General features: G+C 68.3%; 28 protein-coding genes and 1 other RNA gene. 13 read left to right on the forward strand and 16 right to left on the reverse strand.

What is annotated here, in order from left to right:
* Positions 1-15 precede the first annotated feature (15 nt).
* The 5 genes from D5S19_RS04715 to D5S19_RS04735 are packed head-to-tail and all read right to left on the reverse strand — an operon-like array spanning position 16 to position 4,633.
* The gene (locus tag D5S19_RS04715; protein ID WP_120022096.1) at positions 16-813 is read right to left on the reverse strand and encodes a cyclase family protein; all 798 of its coding nucleotides are present in this window, start codon (positions 811-813) and stop codon (positions 16-18) included.
* A gap of 26 nt (positions 814-839) precedes the next feature.
* Entirely contained in the window at positions 840-1,646 is an 807-nt protein-coding gene (locus D5S19_RS04720; protein ID WP_199730347.1) for an enoyl-CoA hydratase/isomerase family protein, read from the reverse strand.
* Positions 1,639-2,103, reverse strand: a complete 465-nt coding sequence (locus D5S19_RS04725) for a nuclear transport factor 2 family protein (protein ID WP_120022098.1) — start codon at positions 2,101-2,103, stop codon at positions 1,639-1,641. Before D5S19_RS04725 ends, D5S19_RS04720 begins: the two co-directional genes overlap by 8 nt.
* Positions 2,100-3,530, reverse strand: a complete 1,431-nt coding sequence (locus tag D5S19_RS04730; protein WP_120022099.1) for an aldehyde dehydrogenase family protein — start codon at positions 3,528-3,530, stop codon at positions 2,100-2,102. The genes D5S19_RS04725 and D5S19_RS04730 overlap by 4 nt, the downstream gene beginning before the upstream one ends.
* Positions 3,527-4,633, reverse strand: a complete 1,107-nt coding sequence (locus D5S19_RS04735; RefSeq protein ID WP_120022100.1) for a 3-hydroxyacyl-CoA dehydrogenase family protein — start codon at positions 4,631-4,633, stop codon at positions 3,527-3,529. The genes D5S19_RS04730 and D5S19_RS04735 overlap by 4 nt, the downstream gene beginning before the upstream one ends.
* Before the next feature lie 165 nt (positions 4,634-4,798).
* Here D5S19_RS04735 and D5S19_RS04740 point away from each other — a divergent pair, with 165 nt between their 5' ends.
* The 8 genes from D5S19_RS04740 (at position 4,799) to D5S19_RS04775 (ending at position 11,519) form a co-directional block, all read left to right on the forward strand.
* A complete protein-coding gene (locus tag D5S19_RS04740) occupies positions 4,799-5,548 on the forward strand; it encodes a CoA transferase subunit A (RefSeq protein ID WP_120022101.1) in 750 nt (249 codons plus the stop codon).
* The gene (locus tag D5S19_RS04745) at positions 5,548-6,204 is read left to right on the forward strand and encodes a CoA transferase subunit B (RefSeq protein WP_120022102.1); all 657 of its coding nucleotides are present in this window, start codon (positions 5,548-5,550) and stop codon (positions 6,202-6,204) included. Before D5S19_RS04740 ends, D5S19_RS04745 begins: the two co-directional genes overlap by 1 nt.
* Positions 6,201-6,821: a carboxymuconolactone decarboxylase family protein gene (locus D5S19_RS04750; RefSeq protein ID WP_120022153.1), complete on the forward strand. Its 621-nt coding sequence runs from the start codon at positions 6,201-6,203 to the stop codon at positions 6,819-6,821. Before D5S19_RS04745 ends, D5S19_RS04750 begins: the two co-directional genes overlap by 4 nt.
* The gene (locus D5S19_RS04755) at positions 6,808-7,401 is read left to right on the forward strand and encodes a TetR/AcrR family transcriptional regulator (protein WP_158605491.1); all 594 of its coding nucleotides are present in this window, start codon (positions 6,808-6,810) and stop codon (positions 7,399-7,401) included. The genes D5S19_RS04750 and D5S19_RS04755 overlap by 14 nt, the downstream gene beginning before the upstream one ends.
* 183 nt (positions 7,402-7,584) lie before the next feature.
* Positions 7,585-9,129: a sugar ABC transporter ATP-binding protein gene (locus D5S19_RS04760; RefSeq protein ID WP_147397339.1), complete on the forward strand. Its 1,545-nt coding sequence runs from the start codon at positions 7,585-7,587 to the stop codon at positions 9,127-9,129.
* Entirely contained in the window at positions 9,119-10,105 is a 987-nt protein-coding gene (locus tag D5S19_RS04765) for an ABC transporter permease (protein WP_158605492.1), read from the forward strand. The genes D5S19_RS04760 and D5S19_RS04765 overlap by 11 nt, the downstream gene beginning before the upstream one ends.
* 8 nt (positions 10,106-10,113) lie before the next feature.
* Positions 10,114-11,148 carry a sugar ABC transporter substrate-binding protein gene (locus D5S19_RS04770; RefSeq protein ID WP_120022106.1) on the forward strand — a complete coding sequence of 345 codons (1,035 nt, stop codon included), beginning with the start codon at positions 10,114-10,116 and terminating at the stop codon, positions 11,146-11,148.
* Between the two features lie 77 nt (positions 11,149-11,225).
* Positions 11,226-11,519 (forward strand): antibiotic biosynthesis monooxygenase family protein, encoded by a 294-nt coding sequence (locus D5S19_RS04775; protein WP_120022107.1) that lies wholly within the window; start codon positions 11,226-11,228, stop codon positions 11,517-11,519.
* A 182-nt stretch (positions 11,520-11,701) separates the two neighbouring features.
* Here D5S19_RS04775 and ssrA read toward each other — a convergent pair.
* Positions 11,702-12,073, reverse strand: a transfer-messenger RNA (tmRNA) gene (ssrA, locus tag D5S19_RS04780).
* A 170-nt stretch (positions 12,074-12,243) separates the two neighbouring features.
* Between ssrA and D5S19_RS04785 the strand changes: the two genes are divergently transcribed.
* Both D5S19_RS04785 and D5S19_RS04790 read left to right on the forward strand, forming a co-directional pair.
* A complete protein-coding gene (locus D5S19_RS04785) occupies positions 12,244-12,942 on the forward strand; it encodes a sensor domain-containing protein (RefSeq protein WP_120022108.1) in 699 nt (232 codons plus the stop codon).
* Complete coding sequence (locus D5S19_RS04790; RefSeq protein WP_120022109.1) at positions 12,939-14,072, forward strand: sensor histidine kinase; 1,134 nt, start codon at positions 12,939-12,941, stop codon at positions 14,070-14,072. The genes D5S19_RS04785 and D5S19_RS04790 overlap by 4 nt, the downstream gene beginning before the upstream one ends.
* A 12-nt stretch (positions 14,073-14,084) precedes the next feature.
* Here the strand turns inward: D5S19_RS04790 and D5S19_RS04795 are convergent, their stop codons facing one another.
* The 4 genes from D5S19_RS04795 to D5S19_RS04810 form a co-directional block, all read right to left on the reverse strand.
* Positions 14,085-14,786: an ESX secretion-associated protein EspG gene (locus D5S19_RS04795; RefSeq protein ID WP_158605493.1), complete on the reverse strand. Its 702-nt coding sequence runs from the start codon at positions 14,784-14,786 to the stop codon at positions 14,085-14,087.
* Positions 14,787-14,862: 76 nt separating this feature from the next.
* A complete protein-coding gene (locus D5S19_RS04800; protein WP_120022111.1) occupies positions 14,863-16,104 on the reverse strand; it encodes a hypothetical protein in 1,242 nt (413 codons plus the stop codon).
* Complete coding sequence (locus D5S19_RS04805; protein WP_147397340.1) at positions 16,104-16,721, reverse strand: DUF3558 domain-containing protein; 618 nt, start codon at positions 16,719-16,721, stop codon at positions 16,104-16,106. Before D5S19_RS04805 ends, D5S19_RS04800 begins: the two co-directional genes overlap by 1 nt.
* 11 nt (positions 16,722-16,732) lie before the next feature.
* On the reverse strand, positions 16,733-17,128 hold the full coding sequence (locus tag D5S19_RS04810) for a PE domain-containing protein (RefSeq protein WP_147397341.1): 396 nt from the start codon (positions 17,126-17,128) through the stop codon (positions 16,733-16,735).
* A 336-nt stretch (positions 17,129-17,464) separates the two neighbouring features.
* On the opposite strand from D5S19_RS04810, the gene D5S19_RS04815 reads away from it, so the two are divergent.
* The 3 genes from D5S19_RS04815 to D5S19_RS04825 all read left to right on the forward strand — a co-directional run bounded on the left by D5S19_RS04815 (position 17,465) and on the right by D5S19_RS04825 (position 19,823).
* Positions 17,465-18,106, forward strand: coding sequence for a response regulator transcription factor (locus tag D5S19_RS04815; RefSeq protein ID WP_120022114.1), 642 nt, complete (start codon positions 17,465-17,467; stop codon positions 18,104-18,106).
* Positions 18,107-18,164: 58 nt separating this feature from the next.
* Positions 18,165-18,401, forward strand: coding sequence for a hypothetical protein (locus D5S19_RS04820; protein WP_199730348.1), 237 nt, complete (start codon positions 18,165-18,167; stop codon positions 18,399-18,401).
* A 123-nt stretch (positions 18,402-18,524) separates the two neighbouring features.
* Complete coding sequence (locus D5S19_RS04825) at positions 18,525-19,823, forward strand: acyltransferase family protein (RefSeq protein WP_120022115.1); 1,299 nt, start codon at positions 18,525-18,527, stop codon at positions 19,821-19,823.
* Here the strand turns inward: D5S19_RS04825 and D5S19_RS04830 are convergent.
* The 6 genes from D5S19_RS04830 to D5S19_RS04855 form a co-directional block, all read right to left on the reverse strand.
* Entirely contained in the window at positions 19,813-20,709 is an 897-nt protein-coding gene (locus tag D5S19_RS04830) for an amidohydrolase family protein (RefSeq protein WP_120022116.1), read from the reverse strand. The genes D5S19_RS04825 and D5S19_RS04830 overlap by 11 nt on opposite strands.
* Positions 20,706-21,188: an SsrA-binding protein SmpB gene (smpB, locus tag D5S19_RS04835; RefSeq protein WP_098514782.1), complete on the reverse strand. Its 483-nt coding sequence runs from the start codon at positions 21,186-21,188 to the stop codon at positions 20,706-20,708. Before smpB ends, D5S19_RS04830 begins: the two co-directional genes overlap by 4 nt.
* Before the next feature lie 164 nt (positions 21,189-21,352).
* Positions 21,353-22,246 (reverse strand): permease-like cell division protein FtsX, encoded by an 894-nt coding sequence (gene ftsX, locus D5S19_RS04840; RefSeq protein WP_120022117.1) that lies wholly within the window; start codon positions 22,244-22,246, stop codon positions 21,353-21,355.
* 48 nt (positions 22,247-22,294) lie between these two features.
* Positions 22,295-22,984, reverse strand: coding sequence for a cell division ATP-binding protein FtsE (gene ftsE, locus D5S19_RS04845; protein WP_098511115.1), 690 nt, complete (start codon positions 22,982-22,984; stop codon positions 22,295-22,297).
* A 111-nt stretch (positions 22,985-23,095) separates the two neighbouring features.
* A complete protein-coding gene (gene prfB / locus D5S19_RS04850; RefSeq protein ID WP_120022154.1) occupies positions 23,096-24,199 on the reverse strand; it encodes a peptide chain release factor 2 in 1,104 nt (367 codons plus the stop codon).
* 64 nt (positions 24,200-24,263) lie between these two features.
* The gene (locus D5S19_RS04855) at positions 24,264-24,764 is read right to left on the reverse strand and encodes a PadR family transcriptional regulator (protein ID WP_120022118.1); all 501 of its coding nucleotides are present in this window, start codon (positions 24,762-24,764) and stop codon (positions 24,264-24,266) included.
* Positions 24,765-24,807: the final 43 nt, after the last annotated feature.

Below are 24,807 nucleotides of genomic sequence, written 5' to 3' on the forward strand. Positions count from 1 at the left end.
TCTTCCTTTCCGATGTCAGGCGGGTTCGGTGTACAGGGCGACGACGCGAGCCCAGCCGCCGCTCGCGCCTTCGATCTTGGCCGGGAAACACGAGACCCGGAATCCGTGGGGACGTGGCAGGTCCGCGAGCGCGCTGAGCTTCTCGATCTGGCAGTACTCCTGCGTGATTCCGAAGTAGTGGGACTCCCACAGCTGTTCGGTGTCGCCGTCCTTCGCCTCCTCGACCATGACGTCGAACGCCCGGTCCAGCGTCCAGGCGTCGATGCCGATCATGCGTACCCCCTGCTCGGTGAGCCACTGGGTCGCCGAAGCGCGCAATCCCGTGTGCTTGTACTGATAGCCCGGCTCGCCGAAATAGCGGGAGGCGTCGGTGCGGATCAGCACGATGTCGAACGGCTGGAGCCGGTATCCGATGCGATCCAGCTCCCGCTGCAGGTCGTGCTCGTCGGCACCTTTGCGGCGATCGACGCCGGTCACATCCAGCACCACACCAGGGCCGAAGCACCAGCGCAACGGGACCTCGTCGATCGTCTTGGCCGGCCGCCCACCCGAGGCGGGGCCGTAGTGATACGGCGCGTCGAGATGGGTACCGGAATGCGTGGTCAGCGTGATGCGCTCGATCGCCCAGCCACGGCCGTTCCGCCACATGTCCTTGCCGATGCCGAAGAGCTTTTCGGAGTCCTCGATCGTCTTGTCATGCGGGATGTAGTCGATGTGGTGCGGGTTGGGCTCGAACTCGCTCGTCGCGTTCGACAGGCGGGAACTCAGGTCGTACGCCGAATACCTGATGTCTCCGTCGACCCAGGTCTCCATGGGATGACACCTTCCTCGTCAGAGGGCTAGATCGCGTCGAGGGGTACGACGGCCGGCACAGTGACCGGGCCGCCGTCGTGGTTCGCGCCGCGCTTTTCCCGGAACGCCGCGACACCTTCGGTGTGCTCCGCCGTCGCCGCCGCGACACCCTGGCTCAGCGCCTCCCGTTCCAGCATCGCGCCGGCTCCGGCGTGCGCCGCCGCGGTGAACAGCCGCTTCGTCAGCGCCAGCGCGAGCCCGGGGCCTCGCGACAGCTGCTCGGCCAGCTCGGCCGCCTCCCTCACCAGCGACTCCCCTGGCACGACCCGGTTTACCAGTCCGTGCTGCTCCGCTTCGACAGCGCCGATGGCACGGCCGGTCACGGCCAGCTCATAGGCGCGCGCGTGCCCAAGACGCCGCACCAGCTCATAGGACAGTCCCGTGTCGGGTACCAGCCCGACTTTACTGAAGGAACAGGCGAAGTACGCCGTGTCGGCCATCAGCCGCAGATCGCAGGCCAGCGCCAACCCCATACCCGCGCCCACGGCAGGCCCGTTGACCGCGGCGACCACCGGTTTGTCCAGCTCTTTCAGCGCTCGCACCAAGGGGTTGTACGTGTCGCGCACCGTGACGTCGGCCTGCGCCAGCTCATCGGTGGCCGCGAGGTCCTGGCCGACACAGAAGGCACGCCCGGCACCGGTCAGCACGACCGCGCGCACCGCCGGGTCGGTCGCGGAGTCCAGCGCGGCCAGCAGCTCGGCCCGGCAGGACCCGGTGAGCGCGTTCAGGGACCGGGGCCGGTCCAGGATGACGGTCAGCACCGAGCGGTCGCGGACGCACGTCACTTCAGGCACGGTAGTCCTCCTGTCCTGAGTGGACGGTGCTGCTTTCCCGAGCCGGCACGGAATAACCGCGCTCGGCGTAACCGAACCCGTCCAGCTCGGTCGAGCGTTCCCGCTGCTGATAGTACGAGCGAATCTCGCTGATCAGCCCGCCCGAGAACACGAACCACTCCGCGCCTCGGGTGACGACCCGCTCCGGCGTGCCTTCCGGCCGCCAGAACATCGACCACTCGATGACGGCCTCGTCGGCGCCTTCGACAATGTGGTCGACGATCCATCGGGCGTCGATCACGCGATGCACCTTGCGCCAGTACCGGGCCAGGTGCTCACGGCCGCGGACGGGCGCCGAACCGGGGTTCGGGGCGAGGAAGTAGTGCACGACGTCGTCGGTCAGCGTGCCGCGCATCAGCTCGATGTCCCCGGTGCTGCAGCCGTCGTAGTAGCGCCTGATCGTGTCGAGGCGGGTCACGACTGCACCGACTTGATCTCGACGAACTCGTCGATACCGAACGTCCCGAACTCGCGCCCCAGTCCCGACTTCTTGTAGCCGCCAAAGGGTGCGGCGGGGTTGAACGCGCCGCCGTTGATGTCCACCTGCCCGGTGCGCATCCGCCTGGCCACAGCCCACGCGCGGTCAGTGTCCGCGCTCCACACACCACCGGCGAGGCCGTAGTCGGAGTCGTTGGCGATCCGGATCGCGTCCTCCTCGTCGTCGTAAGGCATGATCGCCAGGACCGGGCCGAAGATCTCTTCCCGCGCGATCCGCATCGCCGGCCCGACATCGGCGAAGATCGTGGGCTCGACGTAGAACCCCTTGCTCAGGCCCGCCGGCGGCTCCGTCCCGCCGCACACCAGCCGCGCACCTTCCGCCCGGCCGGCGTCAATGTAGCCACGCACGTTCTCGCGCTGCCCCGCGGACGCCAGTGGGCCGAGGCGTGTGTTCTCGTCGAGCGGATGCCCGACGGTGAGCCGTTTCGCCGACTGCACCGCCAGATCCACGACTTGGTCCTGCAGCCGTGCCGGGACGAGCATCCGGGTCCAGGCCGAGCAGGTCTGTCCCGAGTTGAGGAACGCGTTGCCGACGCCGGTTTTGACGGCCCGCGCGAGATCCGCATCGTCGAGGAGCACGTTGGCGGACTTGCCGCCCAATTCCAGCGCGACCTTGGTGATGGTCGCCGCGGCCAGCCGCGCGACCCGCGTACCTGCCTCGGTGGATCCCGTGAAGGAGACGACGTCCACCCCGGGGTGTCCGGCGATGGCCTCGCCGACGACGCCCCCGCTTCCCGGCACCAGGTTGAAAACCCCGTCCGGCAAGCCGGCGCCCGACACCGCTTCGGCGAGCGCGAAGGCCGACAACGGCGCCACGCCGGCAGGTTTCGCCACGACGGCGCAGCCGGCCGCGATCGCGGCGCCGACTTTGGCTACCAGCTGGTGAAGTGGGTAGTTCCACGGAGTGATCGCGCCGATCACTCCGGCCGGCTCGCGCAGCACCGTCGAGTTGCCCACCGTGGTCTGCCACTCGTAGCGGCCGGCCGTCTCGGCGAACGCATCCAGCACCGCAAGCGGCAACCCGACCTGGATCCGCCGGGAGATCTTCGCCGGGGTACCCACCTCGAGGCTGATCAGCTCGGCGATCCGGTCCTGTCGCTCGGCCAGCGCTTCCCGCACTGCTCGAAGTGCCGCGATCCGGGCGGCTGGGTCGGCGAGCGCACCGGAGTCGACGGCCGCACGTGCGGCGGCGACCGCAGTGTCCACGTCCTGGGCGTCGCCCTGGCACACCGTGGCCAGAACGGTTTCGTCGGCCGCGTTGATCACTTCCGCCTCAGCGCCCTGGTGGGCGGATACCCAGTCGCCGCCGATGAAGAGCTTGTCGTACTGCACGCATTCTCCGTTCATCGATAGGTGTAGAAGCCCTGGCCGGCCTTCTTGCCGAGGTGCCCGGTCTCGATCAGCCGCCGCAGGGGCGCCGCCGGTGTCAGTCGCGGATCGGGGTACGCCTCGGCCATCGCCGAAAGCGCCGCGACTGTCACGTCCGCACCGATCAAGTCGATCAGCGCCAGCGGCCCCATCGGATGTCCCGCGCCGGTGGTCATCACCTCGTCCAGGTCCGCGGCCGTGACGTCACCGTCGCCGAGCCGCCGGGCGGCGTCGTTGAGGTAGGGGATGAGCAGCCGGTTGACCAGGAACCCACGCTGGTCGCCACACCGGATCGCGGTCTTTCCGATCGCGCCCGCCCAGGCGGCGCCCGCAGCGGCCAGCGTGGGCGAGGCACCATCCGGCACGACGACCTCCACCAGCTTCATTGCGGGAGCGGGATTGAAAAAGTGCAGCGCGAGCAGCGGCCGGTCCGGCCCCACGGCCAGCTCGCCGACGCGGAACGACGACGTGTTGGTCGCGATCGGGGTGCCCGGTGGCAGGACCGCATCAAGTCGCGCACAGACCTCGTATTTGACGTCCAACCGCTCGGACACCGCCTCGATGACCACCGCACAGTCCGCCAGTTCCGCTTCATTGAGTCCACAGTGGACCCGGTGGCGAATATCGCCGGCCTCGCCTGGTCGCCGCCGCCCGCGCTTGACGGCGCGCGCGAGGCTGGCCGCCACCGCGGCATCGAGTCGTTCCGCTGAGGCAGCCGACCGGGCGAGCACCCGCACGGGCGTGCCCGCGGCGGCGATGGCCTCGGCGATTCCTGCGGCCATGGTGCCCGTGCCCACGACACCGACCGGACCCGACCACGACGGCACCTCGGCTGCCGCGTCCACATCGGACAGTTCCGCCGCCGGGATCTCGGACAGCCCCAGCAATTCCCGATCGACCGGAGCCAGCTCCCGCAGCACTGTCAACGGCCCCACGGGATGACCGGCGCCCAGCCGCATCGCAGTGTCGATATCGGCGGCCGTGGCGAAACCCGAGCGCAGCATGGCCACCGCGTCGATCAGCATGCCGCGCAGCAGCGACAGGTGGGCGGGCAACGACGGAGCCGTCACCGGATCGACCATGTTCTCCTCCTCGAGACTGGGCTACCGTCCAGACGGTAGGTAGACTAGAGTGGGAGCATCGTTACCGTCAACCCACGTCACTACCGTCCAGCCGGTAGTGTGACCGTGGTCAGCCCTGTGGAGGAGTCAGTGGAAGCAACCCGACCACGGCCGCGGAGCAAGGTGATGGCCGATGCGGACGAGGCCGTCGCCGATGTGCCCGACGGCGCCAGCGTCGCGGCCGGTGGCTTCGGTGCCTGCGGGATCCCCAGTGCGCTCATCGACGCGCTGTACCGCCATGGAGCCGTTGACCTGCACGTCATCTCCAACAACTGCGGCACCGACGGATGGGGGCTCGGCATCCTGCTGGAAGCGAGCCGCATCCGGCGGGTCACCGCCTCCTACGTCGGCGACAACGAAGAGTTCGCGCGCCGGTACCTCGGTGGTGAACTCGAGGTCGAACTCTGCCCGCAGGGCAGCCTGGCCGAACGGCTGCGCGCCGGCGGCGCCGGTATCCCGGCGTTCTACACCGCGGCCGGAGTCGGCACCCCGATCGCCGAAGGCGGGATGCCGTGGCGTTACGCGCCCGACGGAACCGTGGCCGTGGCCTCCCCGCCCAAGCCGACGGAGCTCTTCGACGGCGTCGAGTACGTACGGGAAAAGGGGATCACGGCCGACTTCGCGATCGTCCACGCCGCGCTCGGCGACACCGAGGGTAACCTCGTCTTCGCCAAATCGGCCCGCAACTTCAACCCGCTGTGCGCGATGGCGGGCCAGGTGACCATCGCCGAGGTCGAGGACCTTGTCACCCCCGGCGAGATCGATCCCGATGCGGTGCACGTGCCCGGAATCTTCGTGCAGCGCGTGCTGCACACGCCGGCCGTCGAGAAGCGGGTCGAGAAACGCACGGTGCGCGAGCCGATGGGGGTGTCGTGATGACCCTGTCCAGGACCGAGATGGCGGCCAGGGCCGCCCGCGAACTGGCCGACGGAACCTACGTCAACCTCGGCATCGGCCTGCCGACGCTGATCCCGAACCACCTTCCGCCGGGCGTGCATGTCGTGCTGCACAGTGAAAACGGCATCCTTGGCACCGGACCCTATCCGGCTGCCGGCGAGGTGGACCCCGACCTGATCAACGCCGGCAAGGAGACCGTGACGGTGGTGCCCGGCGCCTCGTTCTTCGACTCGGCGCTGTCGTTCGGGATGATCCGCGGCCGCCACATCGACACCGCGGTACTGGGCGCGATGCAGGTCTCGGCCACCGGGGACCTCGCCAATTGGATGGTGCCCGGTGCCATGGTGAAAGGCATGGGCGGCGCGATGGACCTGGTCCACGGGGCCCGCCGGGTGGTGGTGCTGATGGAGCACACCACACGGCGCGGCGAGCACAAGATTCTCGGCGAGTGCACGCTGCCCCTGACCGGCCGCCGCGTGGTGGACCGGATCATCACCAATCTCGCCGTTCTCGACGTGACCGCCGCGGGGTTGGTACTGCGGGAACTCGCTCCGGGCGTCGGCCTCGAGCAGGTGCGGGCCGCGACCGGCAGCGCCTTCGCTGTCGAACTCGAACCTGCGGTGGCGGACGGATGACGAGGATGGCCCGTGTGCCGCCCGCTCCGCTGACCGCCGAGCGGGCGGAAGCCCTGCGCCCGTACCGGCTTCCGGACGGGACAACGATCCCGATCTTCGCTGTGCTCGCGCACTCCCCGGCGGCACTCGGCGATCTGCGTCGCGCCACCAGGGCGTGCCTTGCGGAGACGGAACTTCCCCTGCGGTACCGGGAAATCGTGATCCTGCGGGTCTGCGCGCTGACCGGAGCCGAACCCGAATGGGCGGTGCACGCCGGGCTGTTCGCCGGGGAAGCCGAGCTGGGGCCACGGGAATTGGCCGCGACGCTGGTTCCCGCGGCCGGCTCGGCGTGCTGGACGCCGGTGGAAACCCTGCTGCTGCAAGCCGTCGAGCAGCTGTGCGAGCAGCTGACGATCGATGACGACCTATGGCCGCGGCTGTCGGCTGTGATGCCGCCGCGGCAGCTCATCGAGCTGCTGACGATGTCCGCGCAGTACCACAAGGTCGCTATGCTCACGAATGCGTTACGCCTGCCGGTGCCCGAGGGACTCCCCCGATTCCGTGATCACCCCCACGCGGAAGTCCGCAACGATGAGGAGAATGTCGATGGCCACGCCTGCCCCCGTGAACACCAGTAGCCGGGGCGCCCAACGCAAAATGCAGATCATCAGCGTGGCCGCCGGCCTGTTCAACGAACGCGGCTACCACGAGACCTCGATGGATCTCATCGCGGCACACGTGGGCATCCGGAAAGCGTCGCTGTACCACTATTTCTCCAGCAAGGACGAGATCCTCATCGTCATCCACGAAGAGATGATCGACCTCATCATCGAGCGGCAGGAAGACCGCGTGGCCGCGGCCACGCTGGGGCCACGGGACATGCTGCTGGCGGTGATGACCGACCTGGTCACCCTGATGGAGAGCCACCCCGGGCACCTGCGCGTGTTCTTCGAGCACTACCGGGAACTGCCCGAAGAGGCCCGGCAGGCGATCGCCGGGAAACGAGACCACTACCACGGGATGCTGATCAAAATCCTCGACGACGGGGTGCGCGCGGGCGACTTCGGCCCCATGGACACGCGCATGACCAGCTTCGCCATTCTCGGCATGTGCAACTGGACATACCAGTGGTTCCACCCCGGCGAGGGCTGGACGGCCGAACAGGTCGCCCGCCACTTCTGGCAACTGTTCATCGACGGCACGGCCCCGAAACCCTAGCGGGCGGCGCGAGCGCGCGCCTGCATCGATAGCCGATCCGTCACCGGCGAGGTCTTGACGGATCGGCTTTCGTGGAGATACTTGAGCCTACCGACTAGACGGTAGATCACTCTCGGTCATCGCCGATCCGGCACCGAGGGCGTCCCACCCGGCTTCCACAACGACGTGACAGTCGAGGTCCCGATGACAGATCCCACCCCTGTGTTCTCCGAACCGCCCGCCCTCGCGGCCGACGCGGTGTCCAAGCGGTACGGCGCGACCGCGGCGCTGGCCGGCGCCTCGCTGTTCGTGCGTCCGGGCGAAGTGCACGGCCTCGTCGGCGCCAACGGCGCAGGCAAATCCACCTTGATCAAGATCCTCTCCGGCTCGGAACAGCAGGACAGCGGCCGCCTCCGGCTGGGTGCCTGGAGCGGAGCCGCGCTCACCCCGCGGACGGCGCAGGCTCGCGGGCTGGAGACGATCTACCAGGATCTGAGCCTCGCCCCGTCGCTCGATGCCGTGGCGAATGTGATCCTCGGGCAGGAACACTCCCGGCTCGGCATGCTCAGGTCGCGCCGTCAGCGCCACGAGGCGCTCGGCATCTTCGCCAGGCTCGGCTTCCGGGCGGACCCGAAGGAGCCTGTCAACCGTCTGAGCCCGGCCGACCAGCAGCTCGTCGCCATCGCCAGGGCGATCTACCGGCGTGCGTCGGTGGCGCTCATGGACGAGCCGACCTCGAGCCTCGGTGTCGCCGAGCGCGCGCGGCTACTCGACATCGTGCGCGAACTGAGCCGCGACGGCGTGGCCGTCGTCTACATCTCCCACGATCTCGAGGAAGTCCTCGCCGTCGCGGACCGGGTCACCGTGCTGCGCGACGGCCGGACCGTGGACACCGTGGCGGCCGGCCAGCTCACCCCCGACGATCTCGTCCTGCGCATGGTCGGTGGCGCGTTCGAACGCCTCCGCCGGACCTCCGGCACAGCCGGTGACGTCGCCCTGGAGCTGCGCGGGATCGGCCGGCACGGGCGACTCACCGACGTCGACCTGCGCCTATGCCGTGGCGAGATCGTCGGCCTCACCGGGCTGGTCGGCTCAGGCCGCACCCAGCTGGCGAACGTGCTGGCGGGGCTGCACCCGACGACGACCGGTGAGATGACCGTCGACGGCACGCCCTACCGGCCCAGAACTCCCGGCGACGCCCTGCGGGCCGGGGTGGTCGTAGTTCCCGAAGACCGCAAGCGCGACTCACTGCTAATGGACCTGCCGTGCACGCACACGGTCATGCTCGCCCGCCCCGAGTCCCGGCTGGGCATCCTGCGGGGCCGGTCCGAACGCACCGCCACACAGCGCCTTTTGGATCGCCTGCACGTGAAACCGGCGAGCCCGGCCGCCACACCCCGTGCGATGTCCGGGGGCAACCAGCAAAAGGTGTCGATCGCGAAGGCATTGCAGGCCCGCCCCCGCGTGGTCGTGCTCGACGAGCCGGGACAAGGCGTCGACATCGGCGCGAAACAGCAGATCCTCCACGCCATCAGGGAAATCGCCCGCAACGGCTGTGCCGTCCTGATGATCTCCTCCGAACTGCAGGATCTCGTGCCGGTGGTCGACCGTCTGCTCGTGATGCGGCGCGGGCGCATCACCGGCGAGCTGGCCGCCGCCGAGATCGATGAGCACCGCGTGCTGGAACTGGCAGTCACCGGTGCGCAGTCACCGGCCGGACGAGATGAGGACCCCACCCATGTCCAGTAGCACTGCCACGCCGGCTTCGACCGAACCCGGCGCGCCGACGGCCCGGGGCCGGATACGTGGCCTGGTGACCACCAGGCGTTCGCACCTGGCTCTGCTGGCCGTGATCGTCGTGCTGGTTGTCATCACGTCGTGGCGCTCCCCCGTGTTCCTGTCCTGGGGGAACTTCGCGAACATCCTGCAGCAGATGGCGATCTTCGGGATTCTCGCCGCGGGCACGACCGCACTGATGGTCTCCGGCGGGCTCGACCTGTCCATCGGCTCGAACGTCTCGTTCAGCGCGATGATCATGGGATCGCTGATGGTGCACCATTGGCCGCCAGGCGTCGCGGTGCTGCTCGGCGTCCTGGCCGCCATCGGTGTGGGGCTGTGCAACGGCGTGCTGGCGGCGTTCTCCCGCTCCCACCCGTTCATCCTCACGCTCGGCATGCTCACCTTGTTGCAGGGCGCCGCACTGCTGATCTCGAACGTGCCGATCACCGCGATCCCCGACTCCGTCCTGGCCATCGGCCTGCAGCGGTTCGGCGGGCTCCCGCCGCTGGTGTGGGCGCTGTGCATCACGCTGCTCGCGGCGCACATCCTGTTGCGGTACAGCAAAATCGGCCGCTGGATCTACGCACTCGGCGCGTCCTCGTCGGCCGCCTACCGGGCCGGGATCCCGGTGCGCACACTGAAGATCTGCCTGTATGCCGGCAACGGGCTGCTCGTCGGCGTCGCCGCGGTCCTGTTCTTGATCCAGCTCGCGTCAGCGCAGGCACAGATGGGGACCGGCCTTGAGATGACCGCGATCGCGGCAGTCGCCGTCGGCGGCACCCCGCTTGCCGGCGGCCGCGGCGATATTCCGGGCACGATCCTCGGAATCATCCTGCTCGGCCTCATCGGCAACGCACTCAACCTCATGTCGATCCCCGGAGAACTGCGCTACGTCCTGCAGGGCGCGGTGATCGTCGTCGCTGTCATGGCTCAACGAGAGAAGTGAGACCTCCTATGACCACCCGTCGCCGCGTAGCGGGCGCATCCGCCGCTGCCCTCCTGATCATGCTCACCGCCTGCTCCACCGCGACCACGACCGGCGGGAGTGGACCTTCCCAAGGCCGGAAGACCTCGCCCGGCGTGCCGTTGAAGGGCAAGACCATCGCCTACATCCAGACCGGCGGCATCCCGTACTACGAGTACACGAAGCAGGGTTTCGAGAAGGCGGTGACGCTCCTCGGTGGCACACCCAGGACGTTCAACTCGAACTTCGACGCCTCGGCCGAGGTGGCGAATGTCCAGAACGCCATCACCAGCAAGGTCGATGGTGTCGTGCTCGAACCGCTCAGCAACGCCACGGTCAAAAGCGACCTGACCGCGCTCGGCCAGGCGGGCATCCCCACTGTCGTGCTGTATGGCTACGACCAGTCGCTGGAGAGGGACGCCGTCGGTTTCCAGGGCACCCGCTACCAGGACACCGGCGCCGCCGCCGGTACGCAGCTGAAGGCACTGGCACCCGGCGGCCAGGTCGCGATCATCACCGGCACACCCGGCCGGGCCGACGTCGACGGTTTCAACGCCGGATTCCGCCAGGCACTCGGGGACGACTCGCGCGTCGTCGAAACGCTCAACGGGGACTACGACCGCCAGAGCGCCATCAAGGCGACGCAGGACCTGATCACCAAATACCCGCAGATCTCCGGCATCTTCGTGCACAACGAAGACATGGCGATCGGCGTGATCCAGGCCCTCGGCAACCGCGCCGGCCAGGTCGCGATCGTCACCCAGAACGGCTCCCCCGACGGCGTCCCTTACCTGCAGAAGGGCCTGATCAAGGCCAGCGTCGGCTGGTCGCCCACCCAGGAGGGCGTCATGTCGGCCCGCCGGCTCGGTGACTACTTCAGCGGCGCGCCCGCGGCGGCCCCGCTGTGCCTGACGCCGTTCGTAGTGGACACTCCCACCGAGCCGACGAAGTCCGTGCGCTGGGACGCGACGGACGACGTCATCAAGGGTTCTCTGCAGACCCCCTGTGCCACTGCCCGCCCGTAGGCCGTCGCACGGGGTGCCGCCCTGGACGGCCGGCACGATGCTCCGGCCGTCCAGGCCACAATCAGAAAGGGACTGCCTTGGTCACCGAGATCGCACAGATCGAAGTCGAAGCCGGCCAGGAGAAATCCTTCGAACGCGCCGTCGCCGATGCGCTGCCGCTGTTCGACCGGGCGGAGGGCTGCCACGGGGCCCGCCTGTGCCGCAGTGTCGAATTCCCTCAGCGCTACCGGCTCCTGGTGGACTGGGAAACCGTCGAGCACCACATGGTGAGGTTCCGCGAGTCACCAGACTTCGCCCGCTGGCGAGCACTGGCCGGCCCCTTCTTCGCCACCCCACCCGCCGTCGAGCACGTCTCCACCGTGGTCCCCTAATCACCATGGTCCCCACCAACGGCTTGGAGAAGCACGCGGGGTCAGCAGGCACCCACACCGTAGGGCGCTTGGCAAAGCACGCTGGATCAGCAACGCTCGCACCGTAGGGGGCTTGGGGGACTCGGTCCCCCAACACAATCCGGAACGACCCGGTCCGCGCTTTCCGCGGACACGGGTCGCCAGAGTGGAGGTGCCGGGAATTGAACCCGGGTCCTCTAGCGCTTCATCAGGGCTTCTCCGTGCGCAGTCCACTGTGTCTCTGCTTGACCCCTTCAGTCACGTGAACGAGCTGAAGTGACGGGCCCAGCCGCTGTTTGCTTCCCTACCAGGCTCCGCGGCCGGGACTGGCGGTAAGCCTCCTAGCTGATGCCGGCTACCGGGTCGGAGGCGATCCCGGGCCGACAGACTCGCTCGCTACTCAGGCAGCAAGAGCGAAGTCGCGCTGGCTATTGGCCTTGGCGCTTATTGGTTTGCGATGACGCTTGCGGTGGTCTCTCGCCTGCACCGGCACGCTTCCCCTGACTCAACGTCCAGAGTCGAAACCGTTCACCCCCTTGTCGGTGTTTCCTAACCTATCCATCATAGCGCTTCGGGCAACCTGGTTGTTCCGCACCGGGCCGGGGTAGGGCTGGCCCCACCTCGCAGATGCCCGTGGCCCCCCTGGCGGCCGGACTTGCCCGGCGGGATGCTGAGCTGGTCAGATCAGTCGTGAGGAGCACCGCCGATGACCACTGCCACCGTCTCTGCCGAGAAGTCCCGCCGCCGCGGCGCACCGCTGGGTGGTTCGCTGCTCTTCCTGCTGGTCAGCCTGCCGCTGGGGACCTTCACCTTTTCGCTGATTCTCACCCTGGGCCTGTCCGGGATCGCCACCGTGGTGGTGTGGGTCGGGATTCCGCTGCTCGGCGCGCTGTTGCTGCTGGTGCGCTCGGTCGCGCGGATGGAGCGGGCGAGGGTGTACGCGCAGCTGGACGCCTACATCGACCGGCCCTACCTGCCGTTGTCGGAGAAGGGGCTGCGGCAGCGCTGGACGGCCCGGCTGCGGGACACCGCGCACTGGCGTGACCTCGCCTATCTCTTCCTGTTGTTCCCACTCGGCCTGATCGAGTTCGTCCTGGTGACGACGTTCTGGGCGGTCGGGGCCGGAATGGTCGCGCTGCCGATCTACTTCCGTTTCCTGCCGGACGGCGCGTGGTTCTTCCCGGGTCCCGAGATGCGATGGATCACCGTGGACTCGACCGTGTCCGCGCTGCCGTGGGCGGCGCTGGGGGTGCTGGTGGTCGCGTTGGCCGCGGCGCTGACCAAGGCACTGGGCACGATGCACCGCAGCTTCGCGGTGGCGATGCTGCGGCCGACGGTCGCCCAGCGCCGGCGGATGGAGCGCTCGTGGCAGTCGGCGGACGAGACGAGCATGGTGACCGGATGAATTCCCCGCAACCGCCGCTGGAGCAGCCCCGGCCGAATCCCGCGCGCACCATTGTCTACATGGTGACCGGGTTCGTGCTCCGGCTCGCCCAGTTCATCCTGATCGTGGTCGGCGCGGTGGTCGGCGGGGCCACCGTGGTGGTGTGGATCGGCTTCCCGATCCTGATCGCGGTCACCGGGTTCGTCCGGTGGTCCGGCGATCTGGAACGACGCTGGGTGCGCCGGATGCTCGGCACGCCGCTGCCGCCGGCGCAGCGGCTGCCGCTGGAGGGCCAGTCACTGAGCCGCCGCTGGCTGAGCAGGCTCACCGATCCGACGACCTGGCGGGATCTCGGCTACCTGATGGTGGCGTTCCCGCTGGCCATGCTCGAGTTCCCGATCGCGCTCGCGTCCGTCGTCCTGCTGCCCATGGCGATCTGGGTGACGCCGTGGGTCGGCTGGCTGCACGGCAATCTGGCGCTGACCATGCTCGGGCCGAACCGGGCCAAGAAGCTGGAGGAGAAGGCCGAGCACCTGCAGGCCTCGCGGGCCCGCGGGGTGGACGCCGCCGAGGCCGAACGCCGCCGGATCGAACGCGACCTGCACGACGGCGCGCAGCAGCGGCTGGTGGCCGTCGCGATGAGCCTCGGCCGGGCGAAGTCGAAGTTCGACCAGGACCCGGCCACGGTGCGAAGCCTGATCGACGAGGCGCACGCGGACGCGAAACTGGCCGTGTCGGAGCTGCGGGATCTCGCGCGCGGGATCTATCCGGCCGTGCTGGGTGATCGCGGGCTGGACGCGGCACTGTCCGCGCAGGCAGCGAGGTCGCCCATCCCGGTGGACGTGCACGTGGACATCGAACCGAGGCCGCCGGCCGCGGTGGAGACCACGGCGTACTTCATCGTCTGCGAGACGCTCGCCAACATTGCCAAGCACTCCGGCGCATCCGAGGCGACGGTGAAGCTGTGGCGCAGCGACACGCATGTGATCGCGGAGATCACCGACAACGGCCACGGCGGCGCGGAGGTCCGCCCCGGCGGCGGCCTGGCCGGGCTGGCCGACCGGGCGGCGACGATCGACGGCGTGATCACCGTGGTGAGCCCGGCGGGCGGGCCGACCGTGATCCGGGCGGACCTGCCCTGTCAGTGGTGAGCAACTCGGGCTTCACCCGTCGAGAGCCGCTCGGTGCGCGGCCACTTTTCGGGCGAGCGCTTGATCCTCGCCGGACGTGACGGTGACATACCGATTCTGCTCTGGTCCGGTGACCTCGAACGCCACCCGGCCCGCCGTGAGGTCCCGGTAGGTCAGGATCCCGTCGGCGACCCGTCGGCCCCCTCCGGGGCCACGGACCGACACGTTGATCTCGCCCCGCCCGAAAGCAGGCTCTTCGAGCAACAGGTCGACGCTTCGGGCGAGGCGGCTGCGATCGGCCGGGAAGTCGCTGTCGTCACCCCGGAATTCTTCCTGCGGCAGCGAAATCCTCGGCAGCTGCGCGGGAGGACAGGCCGGAAGATTCGCCACGAGGACGGCCGCCGGAGCCTGCCTGCCGTCCTCGGCCTGCACACGTACCCGATCTCCGTTACGCACTGCCGTGACAACAACGCGCCCGCGCACCCCGACGAGGACGGTGTAGTGCTCGCCTCGGTTGTCCACGCAGGCCACGTACTCGGTCTCAGGCTGCGCCAACGCGTAGACCACGTCCTCGAACTGGTCGGAGACACGACCACGGTCGAGCAGCCCGAGCCGGGACAGCTCGCCGTGCGCCGCGTCTTCCAGCTCTCCCGCCAACGACTCTGGTGTATGCCGCGTGCCGACCGCGAACATCGGATGCGAACCGACCAGCCCGGCTTGACCGAATGCACTCACCAAGGCACTCAGCGTGATCTCCACACTGCGTGATCGCACTGCTGTCATCCCCTCCCCTGAACCGCCGAACTGCGCGTTATCGCCGTGGAAGTTCGCCGATCACCGGCGGTGTCGGCTTCAGGTCACTGCCGCCGAACAGCCCGTCCGGATCGGCCTCCCGCAAGTAGGACGCGGCCTTCTTCTCCTTGTCCTCCTCGCCTTTCCCACCCTTTCCGGGCATGCCACCACCCATCGCGGCACCGTTCTTCCCAGCCACTCCCGGTACTCCGGCCGCGCCGCCACCCCGCGCCTGCATCGGCTCACCCGGAGCGCCCACGCCGGTACGGCTGCCGGCTCCGACCCCACCGCGAGAACCTGGCTCACGGCCAACGCCACCGGAGCCGGTCCCGACCGGCGAGTAGCCCACCGGACCGGACCCGCCATCGCTGCGCTGCCCCAGGTCGATCGGGATCAGCGGCGGTCCTGGCCGATAGCGAGGACCCGGAGCGGGTGGAACCGGCCCCGGCGACGGCCACGAGTCCTTCCGCGTGGTGTCGTCGCCCCGATCGATGGGACGGAGCCCGCTGCCAGGTGGGGGAATCGGCCGTCCAACCGGCTGCCGGACCGGACCCGGCGTCGGGGCCGGACCCGGCGCGGGGACCGGATCTGGCGTCGGAGCGGGGCCTGGCGTGACCGGCATGGCCCCGGGCGACCCAGTGCCATGCCCCGTCCGTGGCTTACCGTCCCCGCCGCCCGGCCCGGGGCCCGCGACGGAGTCCGCCGATGAGCCGTCGGCACCGGCGAGACTGACCTGCGCCCCGGTGTCCTGCAACTGCGAGTACCGAGCAGGCACCCGGATGTTGTTCGATCCGGTCGACGAACTGTAACCGTCGAACACCTGCACGTTGTGTTGCGAATCCGCCTGCCACTGCGACATCCGGTCGGTGTACTTCCGGCCCTCACCGCGCAGTAGATCGACCACATCCTGGTCGGTGAATACCGGCTCCTCCGCAGCCACCGGATGCACGCTGTTCTTGGCATTCTGGAAAGCCGACAACTGATCGTCGGCCGCTCCTTGGGCAATGCCCAGATGCAGAGAATCGTCCATGGCCGCGCGCATCAACGGCGTGCACGAGTTCGCGGAGGCCTCGTTCGCGGACTCGCCGTGCCACGCCGCACGCTGGTACTGGGCCAGACCGGCAACCCGTTCGGCCACCCCCTGGAGACGCTCGCTCAGCCTGAGCGCCGCCCGCTGGGTGGAACCCAGCGATTCCGCCCCCGCTCCGCCCGTCAGCTGCTGATAGATCTCAGCCGCGGTCAGACACCGTTCCGCTTCCATCACTGTCCCCCTCGGATATTGCCGATGATCGCTACTGCCACATCATGCAGGGAAACGCAAGGGTCTTTCTTCTCCTTGCGCGAGTCCGGCTGCTCGACGAAAATTTCAATCGTCTGATCATCACGCACCCCCAGCGAACCACTACATTCGCCGAAGGTCCTCTTTTCGCCGAAATCGTCAGACACCAGCGGGTACCCCTCGACTGGGGCGAGGGGTTGAAAGAATTTCAGCCGCTTCCCTTTGCTCGCGTAAACCGATGTTAACCCGCGTTTACTGACGCCATTGATAATGATCCCGATGCTGGCATGCTCGTATTCATCGCCGCCAAACCAGTCGCAGGCAGGCCCGGCAGCACCATCCCGAGTTTTCGGCGCGACCGGCGCGCCGATGAAGCCCTTGATCTGGTCGGCCGTGAGCACCCCGCACGGATCCTTCGCAGCCCTGGTGGTGTCGATCGGGTTCTGCACCTTCGGCACCCCCGGCCCGGGCAACTGACCAGCCACACTGCCGACCGGCGCGGACGAGGCCGGCTGGCCGGCCTGCGCGACCGGAACCGCCTGCCCGCCAGTGGTTTCGGAACACCCGGCCAAGCCGAACAGCACGACCGCCGACACCATCACCGCCCGCCTCACAAGGTGCCCCCGACCTTCTTCGCCTCGGTCGAATGCGTGTCCTCCGCGGTCGCGTACCTACCCCTCGCCGCTTTGAACTTGGCAGCCTGGTCACGGCAGTACTTCATTCGGTCCTGAAGCGACGAAACCAGCTCGTCCCCGGAGTTGCGAAAAACCTCCGCGTTGTTGCCACTGGCGTAGTCAAAGGCCGGCGACTCGGTCTGGGCGATGGTCCGAGCGTCCCTGATGCCCGCTTGAATCTCCTCGGCGAGCGCCTCGAACTCCTTCGCGACATGCTCCAGCCCCGCTGGGTCGAGCGAGTAGCCCTCGCCCGTGATCGGCGCCACGACCATCGCACTGAACGACGGCCCGCCGTAACTACCGGGTTCCGGTCCCTGGCGACCATCAGTCATCTCGTACGCCCTCCCAGCGTAGATCGGCAGACCCCAGTGGCTCACCCATCCGGAGTACCCGCGGGACAACCCGGGAAGGCGCTCCGAAACCATCCTGAGGACACCTGTTGCCAACTGCCGGACAATGTATACCAGGCAGAACTCCTGGGTGGCACAGATTTGGATCTTGCGGAGCACGGTGACCTTGCCCGGGTCGTGAGCATCTCGACCCCGCACGTGCCGGGTACCCGCCCGGCCGGTAGAACCGGCAGCCCGAGCCGACCTGCCGTACCCATGGTGACCCGTTCGTGAGTGAATAGGTTCCGGGAGCCGTTCACTCACGAGTTGGGGAGCCTGATGCGGGTTGTGATCGCCGAGGACGCCGTGCTGCTGCGAGCCGGGGTCACCCGGTTGCTCGCCGACGAGGACATCGAGACCGTCGCCGCGGTGGACAACGGGGACGAGCTGCTCGGTGCCGTTACCGAGCACCGTCCGGATCTGGCGATCGTCGACGTGCGGATGCCGCCGACGTTCACCGACGAGGGCCTGCGGGCCGCGCTCGCCGCGCGCAAGGCGATCGCCGGGCTGCCTGTGCTGGTGCTCTCGCAGTACGTGGAGGAGAGCTACGCAGTCGAGCTGCTCTCCGGCGGTACGGGCGGGGTCGGCTACCTGCTCAAGGAGCGCGTCGCCGACGTGGCGGAGTTCCTCGACGCGGTCCGCCGGGTGGCGGGCGGGGGCACCGCGATCGATCCGGACGTGATCGCCCAGCTGATGGCCCGCGGGCGGCGCAATCCGCTCGATTCGCTCACTGCGCGTGAGTCGGAGGTGCTGGGTCTGATGGCACAGGGCCTGTCGAACACCGCGATCGCGAACTCGCTGGTGGTCTCGCACGGGGCGGTGGAGAAGCACATCGGCAACATCTTCGCCAAGCTCGGGCTGGAGGCCAGCGCGGAGGAACACCGGCGGGTGCGGGCGGTGCTGACCTACCTGGGCCGCTGATCGGTCTCACCCGATTCGAGGGCAGCCCCGCGGTCCCGGCCTCGCCTACGATGGGTTGATGCCGAGCGAGGAGGACCCGATGATCACCGACCGCAGTGTCCGCTTCTTCGGCGGACCGCTGGACGGGCGGGTCCAGGAGCTCACCGACGAGCAGCCGGTGCCGGGCACCGTGGTGCGGCACATCCATCTGCACGGCGGCCCGAAAATCGAGACGCTGTACGAACTCGGCCTGACCGAGGACGGCTGGGAGTACCGGCTGTGCGCGCACGAAACGGAGCCGGACGGCCTCCGCTAGCACGCGAGCCGCGTTTCCCACCGGAGGTAGGGCCAGCCCCCGGTAAGGGGCACGGCTGACCCGAAGCCGGATTCGGCGGTCTGCCCCGCTGTGGCGAAGCGCCGCAGCCGACAGGCTTTCCCCATGACGACGAGCCTGCCGCGGATCGGCACCAGCACGGCGGTACCGACCCGCCGAGACGCTTTTCTCGACGTGGTACGGGCCGGGGCGATCCTCGCGGTGGTGGCACAGCACTGGATCATGCCGGTGCTGTCCTATTCCGACGGCACGCTGGCCACCGGCAACGCACTGGCCACCCCCGGCTGGTGGGTGATCACCTGGCTCTCGCAAGTGATGCCGCTTGTCTTTTTCGCCGGAGGTGCGGCGAACCTGATCTCCTTGCGCCGCGCGGAATCCACCCGGGCCTGGTTCGCCGGCCGGGTGCGCAGGCTGCTGGTTCCGGTGCTGCCCCTGCTGGCGGTCTGGCTGGTCGTGCCGGATCTGCTGGCCGGCTTGGGAATTCCGCCCCAGCCGGTCGAAGTCGCCGGGTCGATCGCGGCGCAGTTGCTCTGGTTCCTTTCGGTCTATCTGCTGACCGTGCTGGTGACCCCGTTGATGGTCGCCGCGCATCGTCGCTGGGGGCTTGCGGTTCCGGCGGTGCTCGCGGGGGCCGGGGTACTCGTCGACGTCGCCCGGTTCTCCGATGTCGGCCTCATCGGCTACGCGAACGCCGTGATCGTGTGGGTGGCCGTGCACCAGCTCGGCTTCCACTATGCCGACGGGCGGCTCGGCAACCTCGGACGCCGAGGCGCGCTGGGGCTTTCCGCCGCCGGGTTCGGGATCACCGCGCTCCTGGTCGCTTTCGGCCCGTACCCGGCCAGCATGATCGGGATGCCCGGCGCACCGGTGTCGAACATGAGCCCGCCGACCGTGCTCCTGCTGTTCCTCGCGCTCGGGCAGATCGGTTTGCTGCTGGCGTTCCGGCAGCGGCTGGTGAGGCTGCCCCGGATCGGCACCGCTCTAGGCTGGCTCGGCTCGCGGTTCATGTCGGTGTACCTGTGGCACATGCCCGCGCTGATCGTGGTGTCCGGTATCACCGTGTACGGCCTCGGTTACGCGACTCCGCGGCCCGGCTCGACGATGTGGTGGTTCATGGTGCCCGCCTGGGCCGCCGTGTGCGGTGCGGTGTTGTTCGGCCTGCTCCGGCTGTTCGAACGTTTCGAAACCCAGCCAGACACGATGGTGGTCACCGCACGCACCCCACAGCTCGTATTCGCCGGGCTACTCGCCTCCGGCGGTCTGCTCGGCTTGGCCGCGAACGGGTTTCACCCGATGCGCGAAGGACTGCTGCACGGGCCGGTGCCCTGGGTGGCGCTCACCGTGGCCGGCTTCGTACTGGCCGGACGGCAGCTGCGCCGCGGCCCGGCCGTGCTCACACGCTGAGCAGCTTCGCCGGGGTGTCGTGCAGCACGGCCCGTAGGAATGGCTCACCAAGGCGATCGTCGGCCGCCCAGCCTGCGATCGCCTGCAGCTGTGTGACGTACGGGTACGGAATGTTCGGAAAGTCAGTACCCAGCACGATCCGGTCCGCCACCTCGGCGACGCGCGCGGTCCATCCGGCGGGCAACGGCGCATTCCGTTCTGTGAACGGCACGCCCACCATGGTCGTGTCCAAGTACACCCGTGGATACCGCGCCATCAGCTCGAACGCCGTGTCGTACTCGGGCATCGCGGCGTGCGCCAGCACGGCGGTGAGCCGCGGATGCCGCTCCAGCACCTCGGCGAACACGGACAACCCGGTGTACTCGCCCCGCAACGGGCCGTGTCCACAATGGATCACGACGGGCACTCCCGCTTCGGCGAGCGAGCCCCACACGGGGTCCAGCAACTCGCCACGCGGATCGTAGGCACCCACTTGCACATGTGCCTTGAAACATCGCGCACCGGCGCGCAGCGCCGCCTCGACCGAGGACGCCGCCGCGGGCTCCGGGTAGAAGGTGCCGGTGGGCACCGCCTCAGGTACCTGCTCAGCGAACTCGATAGCCCACGACGTAAGCCATTCCGCCATACCCGGCTTGTGCGGATACACCAACGGCGCGAAATGCTGTACGCCGAGTGCACGCAGCGTCTCGATCCGGTCCACCTCTGGCATGCGGTAATGCACCGGCCACGCTGTGCCGTAATGCTCTTCGGCCTGGTCGAAATACGCCCACACCTTGTCCATCACGGGCTTTGGCAGGAAGTGCACGTGCAGGTCGATGAGCCCGTCGATCCCGAGCGACGCGGTCCACCGAGCGACGTCGGCGTCCGAGGCGGGACCGGGCGTCACTCGGTGAACCGGCCCTTGAGCGCCCGGCCCATCGCCCGGCTGATGTCCCGATCGGCGTCGCGCTTGGCCAGCGACTGCCGCTTGTCGTAGGCCTTCTTGCCCTTGGCCAGCGCGATCTCGACCTTGACCTTGCCGTCCTTGAAGTACAGCGACAGCGGGACCAGCGAAAGCCCGCTTTCCTTGGTCTTGCCGATCAGCCGCTCGATCTCCCGCCGGTGCAGCAGAAGCTTGCGGGTGCGCCGCGGCATGTGGTTGGTCCAGGTGCCCTGGGTGTACTCCGGGATGTGCACGTTGCGCAGCCACACCTCGCCGTCGTCGACCGTGGCGAACGCGTCGGCGAGCGAAGCCTTGCCCGCGCGCAGGCTCTTCACCTCTGTGCCCTGGAGCACCAGCCCTGCCTCGTAGGTGTCCAGGATGGAATAGTCGTGCCGAGCCTTGCGGTTCGACGCGATGACCTTCTGTCCACGTTCCTTGGGCATACCGACCACTCTACGTGGCCTGCGGGTGGCTCGGCACTCCGGTTTCCGGGCGGGAAGCCGCAGCTCCGCGCGAGGTTTTCCGGCTCGGCGAATCCTCCTGCGTGCTCAGTCCACTCCGGACACCCGCAGTGCCGCGCGTACCAAAGCACGCGCGGCACTTACCGCTAGTGGCGCACGTACAGACGCAGCGTCACGTACCCGGTGATCGCCGAGATCACCACGGACACCGCGAGCAGGATCGGCGCGACCGGGAACAGCACTTCCAGCGTGGTGATCTGCGGGAAGACCTCGCCAGTGAACACCGAATCGAGGAACGACAGCTTCGTCAGCAGCAGGAACACCGTGCCGAGCACGGCACCGACCACGCCGGCGACCACCGCCTCCAGCAGGAACGGCAGCTGGGTGTACCAGCGGGTGGCGCCGACCAGGCGCATGATGCCGACCTCGGTACGCCGGGTGAAGGCCGAGACCTGGATGGTGTTCGCGATCAGCAGCAGCGCGGCCACGGCCATGATGAGCGCCATCACGAAGGCGATGTTGCGCACGCCGTTGAACACGTTGAACACGCGGTCGAGGAACTTCTTCTGGTCGTCGACCTTCCGCACGCCGGGCTGGCCCGAGTACTGCTTGATGATCGCGTCGGACCGGTCCGGGTCCTTGAGCTTCACCTGCAGCGACGCGGGCAGCGCGTCCGGCCCGGTCAGCTCGAGCAGCTCCGGCTGGCTGGCGAAGATCTTCTGGAACCTCTGATAGGCCTGGTCGCGGTTCTCGTAGACCACGGATTCCACACCCGGGTTGTTCTGCAGCGATTGGCGCAGCGAACCGCACATCTGCTGACTGCAGTTCTTGTCGTTGGCGCTGACCTGGTCGACCAGGCTGATCGAGACTTCGACCTCGGCGAGGAAGTTCGCCTTCATCTTGTCGATCGTGCGCACGGCGAGCAGGCCGCCGCCGAGCATGGCGAGCGAAACCGCCGTGGTGAGGACCATCGCGATGGTCATCGTCACGTTCCGGCGCAACCCGGTGACGACCTCGCTGAAGACGAAACTGGCACGCATCGCTGGTGTCTGTCCTTGGAATCGGGGCTGGAGTCGGGCGGGGTGGCGTCAGCGGCCGATGCCGTAGACGCCGCGGGAATCGTCGCGGATGACGCGACCGAGCTGCAGCTCGACGACCCGGCGCCGCATCGAGTCCACGATGGAGTGGTCGTGGGTCGCCATCAGCACGGTGGTGCCCGTGCGGTTGATCCGTTCCAGCAGCAGCATGATGTCCTGGCTGGTGTCCGGGTCCAGGTTCCCGGTCGGCTCGTCGGCGAGCAGCACCAGCGGCCGGTTCACGAACGCCCGGGCGATCGCCACCCGCTGCTGCTCCCCGCCGGAGAGTTCGTTGGGCAGCCGGTCCGCCTTGCCGTCCAGGCCGACCAGTTCGAGCACCTCGGGCACGACCTTGCGGATGGTCGGCCGGGGTTTGCCGATCACCTCGAGCGCGAAGGCCACGTTCTGGGCGACGGTTTTGTTGGCCAGCAACCGGAAGTCCTGGAACACGCAGCCGATGGTCTGGCGCAGCCGGGGCACCCGGCGCCGGGCGAGCTTGGCGACGTCGAAGTTCGACACCATGACCCGCCCCTTGCTGGGCACTTCCTCCCGCAGCAGCAGCCGCAGGAAGGTGGACTTCCCGGAGCCGGACGGACCGATGAGGAAGACGAACTCACCCTTGTCGACCTCGACCGACACCTGTTCCAGGGCAGGCCGGGTCGAGGTCTTGTAGACCTTGGAAACCTCTTCGAGCCGGATCACGATTCGGCATCCTACCCATGAGCCTTGTAAAGGCGGGGTTGCCGGTGCCCGGACGGGCACCCGGGGACCCGCGGGCAGGGGTCCCCGGCTGTCCGAAGTGGAGGAAGTGGATCAGGCGGACTCGGTCTGCCGGCGCCAGCGGATGCCCGCTTCGAGGAACCCGTCGATGTCGCCGTCGAGCACCGAGGAAGGGTTGCCGACCTCGTGCTCGGTGCGCAGATCCTTGACCATCTGGTACGGGTGCAGCACGTAGGAGCGCATCTGGTTGCCCCAGCTGGAACCGGCGTCCTTGAGCGCGTTCATTTCGGCGCGCTCTTCCTCCTTTTTCCGCTGCAACAGCCGCGCCTGGAGGACCTTCATCGCAGCCGCGCGATTCTGCAGCTGCGATTTCTCGTTCTGACAGGAAACGACGATGTTCGTCGGAAGGTGGGTGATGCGCACCGCGGAGTCGGTCGTGTTGACGCTCTGTCCACCGGGACCCGACGATCGGTAAACGTCGACGCGGATGTCCTTTTCCGGAATGTCGACGTGATCGATCTCCTCGACCTCCGGCAGGACCTCGACGTGGGCGAAGGAGGTCTGGCGGCGGCTCTGGTTGTCGAACGGCGAGATCCGCACCAGCCGGTGGGTGCCCTGCTCAACCGAGAGCGTGCCGTACACGTAGGGCGCGGACACCTTGAACGTGGCGGACTTGATGCCGGCTTCCTCGGCGTAGGAGATGTCGTAGACGTCCGTGGGATAGCCGTGGCGTTCGGACCAGCGCAGGTACATCCGGAGCAGCATCTCGGCCCAGTCGGCCGCGTCCACGCCACCTGCTTCGGAGCGGATGGTGACCACCGCGTTGCGGTCGTCGTACTCGCCGGAGAGCAGGGTGCGGACCTCGAGCCCGTCGATCTCCTTGACCAGGTCGCCGAGGTCGGTCTCCGCCTCGTGCATGCTGGCGGAGTCGCTCTCGGCGGAGGCCAGCTCGTAGAGCACGCCCAGATCGTCGAGGCGCTGACGCAGCTCGGAGACCCGGCGCAGCTCACCCTGGCGGTGCGACAGCTGGCTGGTGACCTTCTGCGCCTCCTCCGGGTTGTCCCAGAGGGTGGGGCTGGAGGCCTGTTCCTCGAGCGTGGCGACCTGTGCCCGCAGTGCGTCGAGGTCCATCACCGACTCGATCTGCGTCAGCTTGCCGGTCAGGTCCCGCAACGAGGCATCGAACTCATCACTCACGTTGGCCAAGGTTACGGCAAAACCCACGACCGGTTGCGCACCGGTCGTGGGGTCGGCCGTGATATCAGGCCTGCGGAATCGCGTCGAGCAGCTTCAGCGCGGCTTTGGCCTGCGCCTGAGCGAACTCCGCGACGGCCTTGGCGTAGGGCCCGTCGGCCGCCTTCGTGGCCACCTTGGCCTCGTCCAGCCTGCCCTGATAGGAGGTACGCGCCGCCTCCAGCAGCCCGGACCGCTGCTTGGCGGTCAGCGATCCCGCGTGCACCAGCCGCAGGATCAGCGGGCTGCGCAGGTGATCGGGACCGGCCTCGGAGGCCAGCCACGTCTTGAACGCCTTCTTGCCGGCGGCCGTCAGTACGTATTGCTGGCTGGAGCGTGGTCCCTGCTTGCCCAGCCGGACAAGCCCTTCTTTGGACAACGCGGGCAGCTCGCGATAGACCTGGCTGCGAGTGACACTGAAAAAGGCGCCGAACCGCTCGTCGGCTCCAGCGACCAACTGCCCACCCGTGGCGGGACCGTCGTGCAGCAAACCGAGCAGCGCAGCTGCCGTAGCATTCAATTCGGACACGCTCTCTACCGTCCCACTTCACCGCGGCTATGTCCACAGTGGC

It is taken from the genome of Amycolatopsis panacis (assembly GCF_003600245.1).
Lineage (GTDB): Bacteria > Actinomycetota > Actinomycetes > Mycobacteriales > Pseudonocardiaceae > Amycolatopsis > Amycolatopsis sulphurea.